The organism is Aquabacterium sp. (genome assembly GCF_034003525.1).
Taxonomy (GTDB): Bacteria; Pseudomonadota; Gammaproteobacteria; order Burkholderiales; family Burkholderiaceae_C; genus Aquabacterium.
Genome location: NZ_JAVEYN010000024.1, coordinates 1 through 13,811 on the forward strand (window position 1 = coordinate 1; position 13,811 = coordinate 13,811).

Annotated in this window: 13 protein-coding genes; 10 read left to right on the forward strand and 3 right to left on the reverse strand. The window is 65.4% G+C overall.

Going from position 1 to position 13,811, the window contains the following annotated elements:
- The 6 genes from mbhE to RBT42_RS13185 all read left to right on the forward strand — a co-directional run.
- The coding region (gene mbhE / locus RBT42_RS13160) for a hydrogen gas-evolving membrane-bound hydrogenase subunit E (protein WP_320365850.1) at nucleotides 1-1,947 on the forward strand (1,947 nt) is incomplete at its 5' end.
- A gap of 8 nt (nucleotides 1,948-1,955) precedes the next feature.
- Nucleotides 1,956-2,294, forward strand: coding sequence for a Na+/H+ antiporter subunit C (locus RBT42_RS13165; RefSeq protein ID WP_413785903.1), 339 nt, complete (start codon nucleotides 1,956-1,958; stop codon nucleotides 2,292-2,294).
- Nucleotides 2,291-3,928, forward strand: coding sequence for a monovalent cation/H+ antiporter subunit D (locus RBT42_RS13170; protein WP_320365852.1), 1,638 nt, complete (start codon nucleotides 2,291-2,293; stop codon nucleotides 3,926-3,928). Before RBT42_RS13165 ends, RBT42_RS13170 begins: the two co-directional genes overlap by 4 nt.
- Complete coding sequence (locus RBT42_RS13175; protein ID WP_320365854.1) at nucleotides 3,925-4,434, forward strand: Na+/H+ antiporter subunit E; 510 nt, start codon at nucleotides 3,925-3,927, stop codon at nucleotides 4,432-4,434. The genes RBT42_RS13170 and RBT42_RS13175 overlap by 4 nt, the downstream gene beginning before the upstream one ends.
- Nucleotides 4,431-4,700 (forward strand): K+/H+ antiporter subunit F, encoded by a 270-nt coding sequence (locus RBT42_RS13180; protein WP_320365855.1) that lies wholly within the window; start codon nucleotides 4,431-4,433, stop codon nucleotides 4,698-4,700. Before RBT42_RS13175 ends, RBT42_RS13180 begins: the two co-directional genes overlap by 4 nt.
- Before the next feature lie 22 nt (nucleotides 4,701-4,722).
- A complete protein-coding gene (locus RBT42_RS13185) occupies nucleotides 4,723-5,079 on the forward strand; it encodes a Na+/H+ antiporter subunit G (protein ID WP_320365857.1) in 357 nt (118 codons plus the stop codon).
- A gap of 33 nt (nucleotides 5,080-5,112) precedes the next feature.
- Here RBT42_RS13185 and RBT42_RS13190 read toward each other — a convergent pair whose 3' ends face one another.
- On the reverse strand, nucleotides 5,113-5,712 hold the full coding sequence (locus RBT42_RS13190) for a TIGR00645 family protein (protein ID WP_320365859.1): 600 nt from the start codon (nucleotides 5,710-5,712) through the stop codon (nucleotides 5,113-5,115).
- 142 nt (nucleotides 5,713-5,854) lie between these two features.
- On the opposite strand from RBT42_RS13190, the gene acs reads away from it, so the two are divergent.
- The gene (gene acs / locus RBT42_RS13195; RefSeq protein ID WP_320365861.1) at nucleotides 5,855-7,831 is read left to right on the forward strand and encodes an acetate--CoA ligase; all 1,977 of its coding nucleotides are present in this window, start codon (nucleotides 5,855-5,857) and stop codon (nucleotides 7,829-7,831) included.
- Between the two features lie 255 nt (nucleotides 7,832-8,086).
- Nucleotides 8,087-9,742: an MFS transporter gene (locus tag RBT42_RS13200; protein ID WP_320365863.1), complete on the forward strand. Its 1,656-nt coding sequence runs from the start codon at nucleotides 8,087-8,089 to the stop codon at nucleotides 9,740-9,742.
- A gap of 97 nt (nucleotides 9,743-9,839) precedes the next feature.
- On the opposite strand, the gene RBT42_RS13205 is transcribed toward RBT42_RS13200, so the two are convergent.
- Nucleotides 9,840-10,160 (reverse strand): c-type cytochrome, encoded by a 321-nt coding sequence (locus tag RBT42_RS13205; RefSeq protein WP_320365865.1) that lies wholly within the window; start codon nucleotides 10,158-10,160, stop codon nucleotides 9,840-9,842.
- A 118-nt stretch (nucleotides 10,161-10,278) separates the two neighbouring features.
- Between RBT42_RS13205 and RBT42_RS13210 the strand changes: the two genes are divergently transcribed.
- Together RBT42_RS13210 and ilvD are read left to right on the forward strand one after the other, a co-directional pair.
- Nucleotides 10,279-10,533 (forward strand): TIGR04438 family Trp-rich protein, encoded by a 255-nt coding sequence (locus RBT42_RS13210; RefSeq protein ID WP_320365867.1) that lies wholly within the window; start codon nucleotides 10,279-10,281, stop codon nucleotides 10,531-10,533.
- A 78-nt stretch (nucleotides 10,534-10,611) separates the two neighbouring features.
- Nucleotides 10,612-12,462: a dihydroxy-acid dehydratase gene (gene ilvD / locus RBT42_RS13215; RefSeq protein ID WP_320365869.1), complete on the forward strand. Its 1,851-nt coding sequence runs from the start codon at nucleotides 10,612-10,614 to the stop codon at nucleotides 12,460-12,462.
- Here ilvD and RBT42_RS13220 read toward each other — a convergent pair.
- A complete protein-coding gene (locus RBT42_RS13220; RefSeq protein ID WP_320365871.1) occupies nucleotides 12,453-13,793 on the reverse strand; it encodes a chloride channel protein in 1,341 nt (446 codons plus the stop codon). The two genes, ilvD and RBT42_RS13220, sit on opposite strands and share 10 nt — an antisense overlap.
- Between the last annotated feature and the right edge of the window lie 18 nt (nucleotides 13,794-13,811).

Below are 13,811 nucleotides of genomic sequence, written 5' to 3' on the forward strand. Positions count from 1 at the left end.
CTGCTGGCCTATTCCACCATCAGCCATCTGGGCCTGATCACCTTCCTGATCGGCCTGGCCTCGCCCTTGTCGGCGGTGGCGGCGGTGTTCCACATCCTCAACCACGCCACCTTCAAGGCCGCGCTGTTCATGACGGCGGGCATCATCGACCACGAAACCGGCACCCGCGACATGCGTCGCCTGGGCGGGCTGATGGGCCTGCTGCCCTGGACCGGGACCCTGGGCATCGTGGCGGCGGCGGCGATGGCCGGCATCCCGCTCACCAACGGCTTCCTCTCCAAGGAGATGTTCTTTGGCGAGGCCTTGACGGCCCAGTTCGGCGGGGCCTGGTTCACCGGCACCTGGGTGGCCGTGGTGGCCACGCTGGCGGGCGCCTGCTCGGTGGCCTATTCGCTGCGCTTCGTGCACGATGTGTTCTTCAATGGGCCGGTGCAGGATCTGCCTCATCCGCACCCGCACGATCCGCCCTGGCTGATGCGCCTGCCGGTGCTGCTGCTGGTGATCGTGGCCCTGGCGGTGGGCCTGTTCCCGGCCCACACCCTCGGCCCCCTGGTCGACGTGGCGGCCCGCGCGGTGCTGGGCGGCCCGACCCCGCCGTATCACCTGGCCTTGTGGCACGGTTTCAACGTGCCCTTGCTGATGAGCGGGCTGGCGCTGCTGGGCGGCGTGGTCTTTTACGTCGGGCTGCAGCGCCACTGGAAGCTGCACCTGCACCATCCGCGTGGCTGGACGGGGCGTCTGTTTTTCAACCAGTCGCTCAATGGTCTGATCCGCGGCGCACAGGCCCTCATCCGCCTCACCGACATCGGCTCGCTGCAGCGCCATGTGGCCTGGATGCTGGTGAGCGTCATGGTCGTGGCGGCCTGGCCCTTCATCGAAACGGCCTTGCCGCTGGAGGCCGGGCAGCGGGCCTTGTTGCCCGCGCCTGCCTCGGCGATCGCGGTGTGGGTCATCTTGCTGGTGGGCAGTGCCGCGCTGGTGCTGGGGCACCGCGAGCGCTTCAAGGCCGTCTTGCTGACCGGCGTGGTCGGCATGGTCACAGCGCTCACCTTCCTGGCCTTGTCGGCGCCTGACCTGGCCTTGACACAACTGTCGGTCGAGGTCGTCTCCACGGTGATCATGCTGATGGGTCTGGCCTTGCTGCCCGCGCGCACGCCGCGCGAGTCGTCTGGCGGGCGCCGGCTGCGCGACGCCACGCTGGCCTCGGTGGCCGGTCTGGGCGTCGCCTTCCTGTGCTGGATGGTGCTGACGCGCGACCACGATGCGATCTCCTGGTACTTTCTGGCGCAGTCCTTGCCCGGCGGGGGCGGCACCAACGTGGTCAACGTGACCCTGGTGGACTTCCGGGGCTACGACACCTTCGGCGAGATCACGGTGCTGGGCATCGCGGGTGTGGGTGTGCTGGCCATGCTCGATAGCTTCAAGGTGCGCCGTCCGGCACAGGACGAGGGCGGTCGTCCCTGGTCCTTTGCCCGACAGCCTTTGCTGCTGCGCGTGGCGGCCCGCCTCATCTTGCCCATGGCTTTGGTGATGTCGGTCTACATCTACTGGCGCGGGCACAACCTGCCGGGCGGTGGCTTCATCGCCGGCCTGATCACCGCCGTGGCGCTGGTGCTGCAGTACATGGCGCAGGGGCAGGAGCGGGCCGAGGCCCTGCTGCACGGCGCTCAAGGGCGGCGTTTCACCCGCTGGATTGGCACAGGCCTGGCCATTGCCGGCCTGACTGGGATCGGGGCCTGGCTGTGGGAGCGCAATTTCCTGACCAGTGCGCATGGCCATCCGCATGTGCCGGTGTTCGGTGAGCTGCCCTTGGCCAGCGCGGCGCTGTTTGATCTGGGGGTCTACATCACGGTGGTCGGTGCCACGATGTTGACCTTGTCCGTGCTGGGTCACGCCAGCAAGGATGGGCGGGGCGCTGCGGCGCTCCCTGAGAGGAGTCGGGCATGACGGTGAGTCTGGAATTTCTGGTGGCCAGCGGTGTTGGCTGGGTCACCGCCTGCGGCATCTACCTGATGCTGCGCGGGCGCACGTTTCCGGTGGTGCTGGGCCTGTCCTTGCTGGGCTACGCGGTCAACGTCTTCATCTTTGCCATGGGTCGCCTGTGGTGGAACGCTCCGGCCGTGGTCGGCCAGGAACGCATGGCCGACCCGCTGCCGCAGGCCCTGGTGCTGACGGCCATCGTGATCGGCTTTGCCACCACCGGCTTCATCGTCGAAATGGCGCTGCGCAGCCGTCATGAGTCGGGCACTGACCATGTGGATGGGGCCTCTGCCGGCGGGGAGGAGCGCGCATGAGCGGTCTGTTCTCGGCGGTGTGGCCGCATCTGTCCATCTTGCCGGTGCTATTGCCGGCCTTCACAGGCATGGCGCTGCTCTTGTTGGGTGATGCTCCCAGTGGTCACGGCCAGGCTCGCCACAAGTGGGCGCGGCGCCTCAGCCTGAGCTCGGTGGCCTTGGGCTTGTGGATCGCGGTGTCTCTGATGGGCGAGGCCAGCACGGGCGCCTTGCAGGTCTATCGCCTCGGTGAGTGGCCTGCGCCCTTCGGCATCGTGCTGGTCATCGACCGGCTCTCGGCCCTGATGCTGGTGCTCACGCAGCTGGTGGCGCTGCCGGTGCTCTGGTACGCCAGTGGCGGGTGGGACACGCATGGGCGCTACTTCCATGCCATCTTCCACTTCCAGCTGATGGGGCTGTGTGGCGCCTTCGTCACCGGTGACATCTTCAACCTCTTCGTGTTTTTCGAGATCCTGCTGATCGCGTCTTATGTGCTGATGGTGCACGGTCAGGGCAAGGGGCGCTTCCAGGCCGGGGTGCATTACGTCGTCCTCAACCTGCTGGCATCGGCCCTGTTCCTGATCGGGGTGTCCTTGCTGTACGCGGTCACCGGCACGCTGAACCTGGCCGACCTGGCCTTGCGGGTGACGCAGCTGTCGGGCATGGAGGCCGTGCTGGCGCGCAGCGCCGCCCTGATCCTGCTGGTGGTGTTTGGCTTCAAGGCGGCCTTGCTGCCCCTGTCGCTGTGGCTGCCGGGCACCTATGCTGCGGCGTCGGCGCCGGTCGCGGCCCTGTTTGCCATCATGACCAAGGTGGGCGTCTATGCCATCTTGCGCGTGCATGGTGTGATCTTCGGGGACGCCGCCGGCGAGGTGGCCCGCGTGGCCGAGCCCTGGTTGCTGCCCCTGGCCATGGGCACCAGCGTGCTGGGGGCGCTGGGCGCCTTGGCGTCGCGCACCTTGCCACGCCTGGTGGCCTGGTTGACGGTGGCCTCGGTGGGCACCATCCTCGCGGCGCTGGGCCTGTTCACCCCGGCCGCCTGGTCGGCCGCGTTCTACTACCTGGTGCACAGCACGCTGGTGGTGGCGGGCCTGTTCCTGCTGGTCGAGCTGGTGGCCGCGCAGCGCGGCGATGTGGCCGACGCCCTGGCGCCGGCCAGTCCGGTGGCGCAGCCGGTGCTGCTGGGCTTGATGCTCTTGCTGGCGGCCGCCTCGGTGGCAGGCTTGCCACCCTTGCCAGGCTTCCTGGGCAAGGTCATGTTGCTCAAGGCTGCCTGGAGCACCCCCATGCAGTCCTGGGTCTGGGCGGTGGTGCTGGGCGTGGGCTTCCTGTCCTTGCTGGCACTGGCGCGGGCCGGCAGCCTGTTGTTCTGGAACGTGCGTCCTGACCTGCCGGCGGCCGCTTCGGGGGCCAGCCCACGCCTGGTCATGCCCACGCTGATCCTGTGCCTGATGGGGGTCGTGATGAGCATCTTCGCTGCCCCTTTGCAGCGCTACACCGATGCCACGGCAGCCCAGTTGCTCGATCGCCAGGGCTATTCCCGCGCGGTGCTGGGTGTCGATCCAGCCACGGGCGAGGTGCCGGTGAGCGTGCGCCCCTACCGCATGCCCGAACCAGCCGTCCCGACGACCCCTTCTCCGGAGGCGCAACCATGACGACCACGGTTCACCCCTCGGCCTGGCAGCGCGCGCGCCGGCCGGTCCTGTCGGTGCTGCTGGCACTGGCCTGGTTGATGCTGCAGCAGTCACTTGACCCGGGCAACCTGCTGACGGCCTGTGTGCTGGGCTGGGGTTTGCCGCGTCTGCTGGCGGGCTTCCTGGGCCCCGCCGCGCAGCCGCGCGCCTTCGGGCGCACGGTGCAGCTCACGCTCACGGTCCTGTGGGACATCCTGGTCTCCAACATCACCGTGGCGCGCCTGGTGCTGCACCCGCGCAGTGCGCCGCAACCCGCCTGGGTGCGCGTGCCGCTCACGCTGAAGCAGCCCACGGCGCAGGCTTTGCTCGCGTCCATCATCACGATGACGCCGGGCACCGTCTCGGCCATCATCGACGAAGAGCAGGCCTGCATCTGGGTGCACGCCCTCGATTGCGACGATGCCGCCGGCGTGGCCGCTGACATCCACCGTCGCTACCAACAGCCCCTGATGGAGATTTTCGGATGATCGAAACGGCGCTGCAGATCTGCGTGGCGGCCGTGGCCGTGTCCATGCTCTTGTGTACCTGGCGCTTGTGGCGCGGCCCGACCGCCCCGGACCGCATCCTCGCCATGGACACGCTCTACATCAACGTGGTGGCGCTGGTTGTGCTGCTAGGCCTGACCTGGCAAACCACGCTGCTGTTCGAGGCCGCGCTCATCGTGGCCATGCTGGGCTTCGTGTCCACCGTCGCCCTGGCGCGTTTCATCACGCGCGGCGACGTGATCGAGTGAGCTCGCTCTGGAGACCTGAACCATGAACCTGACACCCGCTGTGTGGCTTGAAGCCCTGGCCGCCTTGCTCTTGCTCGTAGGGGCGGTCTTCCTGCTCGTGGGCGCCCTGGGCATGGTGCGCTTTCGCGACTTCTTCATGCGCCTGCATGCGCCCACCAAGGCCTCGACGCTGGGGCTGGGTGGCGTGTTGCTGGCCAGCATGCTGATCCAGGCGCTGCGGGGGCAATTCAGCATCCATGAGATGCTGATCACCTTCTTCATCTTCCTGACCGCACCTGTGTCGGCCAACCTCATGGCCAAGGCGGCACTGCATCTGCGCGTGCCGTCCAAGGCCGGGCATCAACCGGTCGACGAGGCCGAATCGCCGCGCCAGGGGTGAGCCCTGGCGCCGGCTGCGGCGCGCCCGTCTGTGTCAGTGTTCGCCCGTGTGTGTGGCCTGGTGCAGCAGCTTGTCTGTCATGGCAATGGCCATGGCCGAGAAGAGGAAGGCCACGTGGATCACAGTCTGCGAGATCAGCACCTTGTCCGAGTAGTTGTCGGCATTGATGAAGGTCTTGAGCAGGTGGATCGACGAGATCCCGATGATGGCCGTCGCCAGCTTGACCTTCAGCACCGAGGCGTTCACATGGTCCAGCCATTCCGGCTGGTCGGGATGCCCCTCCAGATTCAGGCGTGAGACAAAGGTTTCGTAGCCGCCGATGATCACCATGATCAGCAGGTTCGAGATCATCACCACGTCGATCAGCCCCAGCACGACCAGCATGATCGTCGTCTCGGTCAGGTGAGTGGGCGCCACCTCAGCCTTCTGGCCCGAGGCCTGGAAAATCAGCTTGAGCGCGTCCTGATTCCCGAACGCAGCCTCGATCAGGTGCACCAGTTCCACCCAGAAATGGAACACGTACACCGCTTGTGCCAGGATCAGGCCGATATACAGCGGCAACTGCAGCCAACGGCTGGCAAAAATGAAGGAGGGCAAGATGCCCGCTTTGAGGGGTTGACGAGGTGTGCTCATGGGCTGTCGGGAAAATCCGGGGTGTGGAATTTTAAAGATAGGCGCATTGTCGCGGGTTGGCAGGGGCCAATGCGCATGATGTGACGCTCCTGTCAATCGATCAGTCAGCGCCATAAGCGCTGCCACCCCAGGAGAACCCACCATGACTGGTACCAACCAGACCCCCAGCACCCTCCACCCCGTTCCCGAGGCCTTTGCACACAACGCCCACATCGGCAGCCGCGCCGCCTACGACGAACTGTGCGCCGAAGCACAGAACGATTACGCCGGTTACTGGTCGCGCCTCGCCCGCGAGTTCCTGACCTGGCACAAGCCCTTCACGCGGGCACTCGACGAGAGCCACGCCCCGTTCTACCGCTGGTTTGACGACGGCCAACTCAACGCTTCGTACAACTGCCTGGATCGCCATGTCGAAGCCGGTCGGGGCGACAAGGTGGCCATCATCTTCGAGTCAGACGATGGCAAGGTGTCCCACGTTACCTACCAGGATCTGCTGTCGCGTGTGAGCCGCCTGGCCAACGCGCTGAAGGCGCAAGGGGTGAAGAAGGGTGATCGCGTGGTGCTGTACCTGTCCATGTCGGTCGAAGGTGTGGTGGCCATGCAGGCCTGCGCCCGCATCGGCGCGACCCACTCGGTGGTCTTCGGTGGCTTCTCCGCCCAAAGCCTGCGCGATCGCATTGAAGACGCGGGCGCCGTCATGGTCATCACCGCCGACGAGCAACTGCGTGGCGGCAAGTCCCTGCCCCTGAAGGCCATCGTGGATGAGGCCATCGGTCTGGGTGGCTGCGACAGCCTGCGCCAGGTCATCGTCTGCCGCCGCACCGGCGGCAACATCAACATGGTGGCTGGCCGCGACGTCTGGATGGACGACGTCCTGAAGAGCGAAAGCGACGTCTGCGCGCCCGAATGGGTCGACGCCGAGCACCCGCTCTTCCTGCTCTATACCTCCGGCTCGACTGGCAAGCCCAAGGGCGTGCAGCACAGCACCGGCGGCTACCTGCTGCACGCGGCGCTGACCACGAAGTGGACCTTCGACATGAAGCCCGACGACGTGTTCTGGTGCACGGCCGACATCGGCTGGATCACGGGTCACACCTATGTCGCCTACGGCCCCCTGGCGCTGGGCGGCACCCAGGTTGTGTTCGAAGGCGTGCCCACCTTCCCGGATGCCTCGCGCTTCTGGCGCATGGTCCAGGCCCACAAGGTCACGATCTTCTACACCGCGCCCACCGCGATCCGTGCCCTGATCAAGGCTGCCGAATCCGACGCTGCCGTGCACCCGCGCAACTTTGACCTCAGCAGCCTGCGCCTGCTGGGCACCGTGGGTGAGCCGATCAACCCGGCTGCCTGGGAGTGGTACCACCGCGAAATCGGTGGCGGCCGCTGCCCCATCGTGGACACCTTCTGGCAGACCGAGACCGGTGGCCACATGATCACCCCGCTGCCGGGTGCCCATGAACTGACCCCGGGCTCGTGCACGCTGCCCTTCCCCGGCATCGATGCCGCCGTGGTGGACGAAACCGGCAAGGAAGTGCCGTGGGGGCAGGGCGGTGTGCTGGTGGTGCGCAAGCCCTGGCCATCCATGATCCGCACCATCTGGAACGACCCCGAGCGCTTCAAGAAGAGCTACTACCCCGATGACTTCGGTGGCAAGTACTACCTGGCCGGCGACGGCGCCATCCGCGATGCCGTGACCGGCTACTTCACCATCACCGGTCGCATCGACGACGTGCTGAACGTCTCGGGTCACCGCATGGGCACGATGGAAATCGAGTCGGCGCTGGTGTCGCATCCGCTGGTGGCCGAGGCGGCCGTGGTGGGCCGCCCCGACGACCTGACCGGCGAAGCCATCTGTGCCTTCGTGGTGCTCAAGCGTCCACGGCCGGAGGGCGACGAGGCCAAGCAGATCGCCACCGAACTGCGCAACCATGTGGGCCACGCCATCGGCCCGATCGCGAAGCCCAAGGACATTCGCTTTGGCGACAACCTGCCCAAGACCCGCTCCGGCAAGATCATGCGCCGCCTGCTGCGTGTGGTGGCCAAGGGGGAGTCGGTCACGCAAGATACGAGCACGCTCGAGAATCCCGCCATCCTTGATCAATTGTCCCAGGCTAATTGATGGGGGATACCTGAAAAGGTATTGATCAAATATATGTAAAGCCGCCGCCGATGTCATTCGGTGGCGGCTTTTTCATTTACGGCTTGAACCTTGGTTTGGTGGTCAGGGGTATGCGTACAAACACCTAGGCGTGGTATGCGTTCTGCGTATCCCTTCCTAGCATTCCCCCTTATTCACATGGGAGGCAAAGCCCCCTAAATTCGGGGTCGAGCTTGCCAAAAGCAGGCTCGTCCCTGTAAACAAGGAGCACCCAATATGGCAAGCACCAAAATCAAAGATGCGCCGATGACGGCCGAGGAGCGGAAAGTTATTTTCGCTTCCAGCTTGGGCACGGTTTTCGAATGGTATGACTTTTACCTCTACGGCTCCTTGGCGGCCATCATCGCCAAACAATTCTTTGCGGGCCTCGATCCGACATCGGCATTCATTTTCGCGCTGCTGGCTTTCGCGGCGGGCTTCATTGTTCGCCCCTTCGGTGCTCTGGTCTTCGGTCGCCTCGGCGACATGATCGGCCGCAAGTACACCTTCCTGGTCACCATCTTGCTGATGGGGGTCTCCACCTTCATCGTGGGCATCTTGCCCAACTACAACACCATCGGTGTGGCCGCCCCCGTCATCCTGATCGCCCTGCGTCTGCTGCAAGGTCTGGCGCTGGGTGGTGAGTACGGTGGTGCCGCCACGTATGTGGCCGAGCATGCCCCGCACGGCCGCCGCGGTGCCTACACCGCCTGGATCCAGACCACGGCCACGCTGGGTCTGTTCCTGTCGCTGCTGGTCATTCTGGGCACCCGTACTGCGGTGGGCGAAGAGGCCTTCGCAGACTGGGGCTGGCGCGTGCCGTTCATCGTGTCGATCGCTCTGCTGGCCATCAGCGTGTGGATCCGCATGAGCATGCAAGAGTCGCCCGCCTTCAAGAAGATGAAGGAAGAGGGCAAGACCTCCAAGGCCCCGCTGTCCGAGTCCTTCGGTCAATGGGCCAACCTGAAGATCGTGCTGATCGCGCTGTTCGCGTTGGTCGCCGGTCAAGGTGTGGTCTGGTACACCGGTCAGTTCTACGCCCTGTTCTTCCTGACGCAAGCGCTGAAGGTCGACGGTGCCACGGCGAACATCCTGGTGGCCGTGTCCCTGCTGATCGCCACGCCGTTCTTCGTGATCTTCGGCACCCTGTCTGACAAGATCGGCCGCAAGCCCATCATCCTGGGGGGCTGCCTGATCGCTGCCTTGACCTACTTCCCGCTGTTCAAGGCCCTGACGGAAGCCGCCAACCCTGACCTGGCTCACGCTCAGGCCAATGCGCCGGTGACCCTGGTCGCGAACCCCGCCGAGTGCTCTTTCCAGTTCAACCCGACAGGCACCGCCAAGTTCACCAGCTCGTGCGACATCGCCAAGCAGGTTCTGGCCAACAACTCGGTGAACTACGAGAACGTGGAAGGCACCGGTACGGCCCAGATCAAGGTGGGCGAGAAGGTCATCGAGTCCTACTCTTCCGTGGGCCTCTCGCCTGAGGAAGCCAAGGCCAAGGATGCTGCGTTCAAGAAGAGCGTGGTCGACGCGGTGCGTGAAGCTGGCTATCCGGCCAAGGCCGACCCTGCCAAGCTGAACAAGCCTCTGGTCGTCGGTATCCTGACCCTGCTGGTGATCTACGTGACCATGGTGTACGGCCCGATTGCGGCCATGCTGGTGGAAATGTTCCCGACCCGCATCCGCTACACCTCGATGAGCCTGCCGTATCACATCGGTAACGGCTGGTTCGGCGGCCTGCTGCCCACCACCGCCTTCGCCATCGTGGCCCAGACCGGCAACATCTACAACGGCCTGTGGTACCCCATCATCATCGCGATGATGACCTTCGTGCTCGGGGTCTTCCTCGTGAAAGAAACCAAGGACGTCGACATCTACAAGGACGACTGATGCCTGCGCGGCGCATGGGCCACAAGCCTGTGTACCGCGGATCTGCAACAGCCGATTTGATGCCCTCCCATGCGGAGGGCATCGTCATTTCAGAGGCTCACTTCAGCGACAGGATCCAGCTGCTGAGTTGCTTGGCTTCGGCGGAGCTCACCTGACTTTGCGCTGGCATGGGCCCCATCGGCATCTTCCAGACGCCGCCGCCGCCCTTGAGCACCTTCTCGGCCAGTTTGGCGTCCATGCCTTTCTGGCCGCGGTATTTGAGGGCGACATCCTTGAAGGAGGGGCCCAGCACGGGTTTGTCCACCCCATGGCAGCTCAGGCAGGCTTTGCGTTTGGCCAGTTCCTGGTTGGCGAGGGCGGGCGTGACCGCTGTGGCGCTCAGGCACAGGGTCAGGAGGCTCAATGCGGCAATCTTCATGGATTTCCTTTCCGCGCGCGGTCATTCCAGTTGAGAATGACTGAACAATAACGTGAAATCCCGCAGGGGGGTGGACCGTGGTGCTTCGTGCCAGTTTCTCGGCAGAAGGAGAGATGCGATGTGGTTTGTGGCAATTGGCGTCGTGATGGCGCTCATGCAGTTTTTCGGGATTGGCCCTTTGGCCAGCTGGACCTGGGCCAACGATTGGTTCATGTTGCTCCTGCCTTTCGCCTTGGCCGTGGCCTGGTGGGCCTGGTGCGATGCCACGGGCTATACCAAGCGCAAAGCCATGGAGCGCGATGACGAGCGCCGTGACGCGCGTCGCCAGAAAGCCATCGATGCGCTGGGCCTGAAACGGGGCGGTCGCAAGTAAGGCCATCCGGCCGCAGGGGCGGATGGTGCGGGCTAAAATCGTTCTTTCACAGAGAACCCACCAGCCCGGAGCCCCTCCATGCCTCAGTACCGTTCCCGTACCTCCACCGCCGGCCGCAACATGGCCGGTGCCCGTGCCCTGTGGCGTGCCACCGGCATGAAGGACGGTGACTTCGAGAAGCCGATCATCGCCATCGCGAACAGCTTCACCCAGTTCGTGCCCGGCCACGTGCACCTGAAGGACCTGGGCCAATTGGTCGCCCGCGAGATCGAGGCCGCCGGTGGCGTGGCCAAGGAATTCAACACCATCGCCGTGGACGACGGCATCGCCATGGGGCACGGCGGCATGCTGTATTCGCTGCCCTCGCGCGACCTGATCGCCGACAGCGTCGAGTACATGTGCAACGCCCACACCGCCGACGCGCTGGTGTGCATCTCCAACTGTGACAAGATCACCCCGGGCATGCTGATGGCCGCGCTGCGCCTGAACATCCCCGTGATCTTCGTCTCCGGCGGCCCGATGGAAGCCGGCAAGGTCAAGCTAGAAGGCAAGGTCATCTCGCTCGACCTGGTCGACGCCATGGTCAAGGCCGCCGACAAGCACTGCTCCGACGAGGAAGTGGCCGCCGTCGAGCGCTCCGCCTGCCCGACCTGTGGCTCCTGCTCCGGCATGTTCACGGCCAACTCCATGAACTGCCTGACCGAAGCCCTGGGGCTGTCCCTGCCGGGCAACGGCACCACGCTGGCCACCCACGCCGACCGTGAGCAGCTGTTCCGCAAGGCCGGCCGCACCATCGTTGAGCTGGCCAAGCGCTACTACGAGCAAGACGACGAAACCGCGCTGCCGCGCAACATCGCCACCTTCCAGGCGTTTGAAAACGCCGTGGCGCTCGACGTCGCCATGGGCGGCTCCACCAACACCGTGCTGCACCTGTTGGCGGCCGCCCGCGAGGCCGGCGTCAACTTCACCATGGCCGACATCGACCGCATGTCGCGCAAGGTGCCTTGCCTGAGCAAGGTCGCCCCCGCCGTGCCCGATGTCCACATCGAAGACGTGCACCGTGCCGGCGGCATCATGGCCATCCTGGGTGAACTCGCCCGCGGCGGCCTGCTGCACACCGACGTGCCCACCGTGCACAGCCGCACCATGGCCGATGCCATCGCGCAGTGGGACGTGAAGGTCACCAACGACGAGGCCGTGCACCACTTCTACAAGGCCGCACCCGGTGGCGTGCCCACCCAGGTGGCCTTCTCGCAAGACAGCCGCTGGAAGAAACTCGACCTCGACCGTGAAAAGGGCGTGATCCGTTCCAAGGAACACGCCTTCACGCAAGACGGCGGCCTGGCCGTGCTCTACGGCAACATCGCCGAGAAGGGCTGCATCGTCAAGACGGCCGGCGTGGACGAGTCCATCTGGAAGTTCACCGGCAAGGCCCGCGTGTACGAAAGCCAGGAAGACGCCGTCGAAGGCATCCTGGGCGAAGAAGTGCAGGCCGGCGATGTGGTCATCATCCGCTACGAAGGCCCCAAGGGCGGCCCTGGCATGCAGGAAATGCTCTACCCCACGTCCTACCTGAAGAGCCGTGGCCTGGGCAAGGAATGCGCCCTGCTGACCGACGGTCGCTTCTCGGGTGGCACCTCGGGCCTGTCGATCGGCCACGCCTCGCCGGAAGCGGCGCAGGGCGGCGCCATCGGCCTGGTCGAAGACGGTGACACCATCGAAATCGACATTCCCAACCGCCGCATCCACCTGGCCATCAGCGACGCCGACATGGCCACTCGCCGTGCCGCCATGGAAGCCAAAGGGTCGGCCGCCTGGAAGCCCGCCAACCGTGAGCGCGTGGTCTCGGCCGCGTTGCAGGCCTACGCCCTGATGACCACCTCGGCCGACACCGGTGCGGTGCGCGACATCACCCAGCTTCAGCGCTGAGCGTCCGGTGGCGTGGGGCTCAGCCGTTTGAGCTGAGCCGCCGCCATCGCGCCATACATCGGCGGGCTGATGACCCGCGACACGCCACTGGCGACCACACTGCAGGCCATGAGACTGAGCACCAGTCCATGGCCTTCAATCATTTCCATCACGATGATGAAGGCCGTGATCGGGGCCTGCGTCACCGCGGCCAGAAAACCGGCCATGCCCAGGGCGATCAGCGCGGGCGTGTTCAGGTGGCCCGTCAGCTGGGCGATTTCGTTGCCGATGCCCGCACCCAAGGCGAGGGCGGGTGCGAAGACGCCACCAGGGACACCGCTCCAGGCCGACAGCCAGGTGGCGATGAAGCGCAAGGGCACATAAAACCCATTGGTCGGGTCTTTGCCTTCGAGCAGGGCATGGGTCGCGTCATAGCCGCTGCCTGACGAGGCGCCTTGGCTGATCACACCAATGATGGCGATCACCAAGCCACAACCGGCCGCAAAGCGCACTGGGTAGCGTTGCCGCCATTGGCTGAAACGATCGGTGCCGCCGCGCGCGGCCTGCACCAGCGGGCGAGCAAACAAACCGCCCAACAAGCCCGTGGCCACCGCGATCAACAGGCCGGGCCACAGCGCCGACCAGCCAAAGTCCCCCACCGAGATCTGACCGAAATAGCTGACGTTGCCGAACACCGACATGCCGATCAGGCCCGCCAGCACGATGGCCGCGATCAACAGGCCGCTGGAGCGATGCTCGGGCCGGCGTGACAGCTCTTCAATGGCGAACATCACCCCGCCCAGGGGCGTGTTGAACGCCGCTGCAATGCCGGCGGCGCCACCGGCCACGATCAGGCCATGGTCGTTGATGCTGCTGCGCTGGGGCAACCAGTGGCGGGCCGCGTGCATGATGCCGGCGCCCACCTGCACCGAAGGCCCCTCGCGGCCTGTGGCCAGGCCAGCCAACAGGCCGCCCACGGTGAGCACGATCTTGGCTGCCGCCAGCTTCAGCGAAATGAAGAGGTGACGTTGCCCGGGCGGCGTTTGCACATCCAGCGCCGCCAGCACCTGGGGAATGCCCGAGCCTGCCGCACCGGCAAAATAGCGGTTCGTACACCACACCAGGGCCGCGGTCACCGCCGGTGTCCACGCCAAAGCCAGCCAGGGCGAGTATGCTGTCAGCGCAAAAAACGCTGCCAGGGCGTGCTCGCTCAGCCAGGTCAGCAGCACCACACTCAAGCCCGCCAAGGTGGCAAAGCTCAGCACCACCGCGCGTGCGGCCCAGGGGCGCCAATCGGCCAGTTCCTTGGCGTGTTCGGCGGTCTCGTCAGGTGGGGTGTCGGGCGGCGTCATGTTTCATTCACTACAGGT

Coding starts and splice junctions, on each gene's coding strand:
- RBT42_RS13170 (WP_320365852.1), top strand. CDS start 2,291: ATGAGCGGTCTGTTCTCGGCGGTGTGGCCGCATCTGTCCATCTTGCCG.
- RBT42_RS13175 (WP_320365854.1), top strand. CDS start 3,925: ATGACGACCACGGTTCACCCCTCGGCCTGGCAGCGCGCGCGCCGGCCG.
- RBT42_RS13180 (WP_320365855.1), top strand. CDS start 4,431: ATGATCGAAACGGCGCTGCAGATCTGCGTGGCGGCCGTGGCCGTGTCC.
- RBT42_RS13185 (WP_320365857.1), top strand. CDS start 4,723: ATGAACCTGACACCCGCTGTGTGGCTTGAAGCCCTGGCCGCCTTGCTC.
- RBT42_RS13190 (WP_320365859.1), bottom strand. CDS start 5,712: ATGAGCACACCTCGTCAACCCCTCAAAGCGGGCATCTTGCCCTCCTTC.
- acs (WP_320365861.1), top strand. CDS start 5,855: ATGACTGGTACCAACCAGACCCCCAGCACCCTCCACCCCGTTCCCGAG.
- RBT42_RS13200 (WP_320365863.1), top strand. CDS start 8,087: ATGGCAAGCACCAAAATCAAAGATGCGCCGATGACGGCCGAGGAGCGG.
- RBT42_RS13205 (WP_320365865.1), bottom strand. CDS start 10,160: ATGAAGATTGCCGCATTGAGCCTCCTGACCCTGTGCCTGAGCGCCACA.
- RBT42_RS13210 (WP_320365867.1), top strand. CDS start 10,279: ATGTGGTTTGTGGCAATTGGCGTCGTGATGGCGCTCATGCAGTTTTTC.
- ilvD (WP_320365869.1), top strand. CDS start 10,612: ATGCCTCAGTACCGTTCCCGTACCTCCACCGCCGGCCGCAACATGGCC.
- RBT42_RS13220 (WP_320365871.1), bottom strand. CDS start 13,793: ATGACGCCGCCCGACACCCCACCTGACGAGACCGCCGAACACGCCAAG.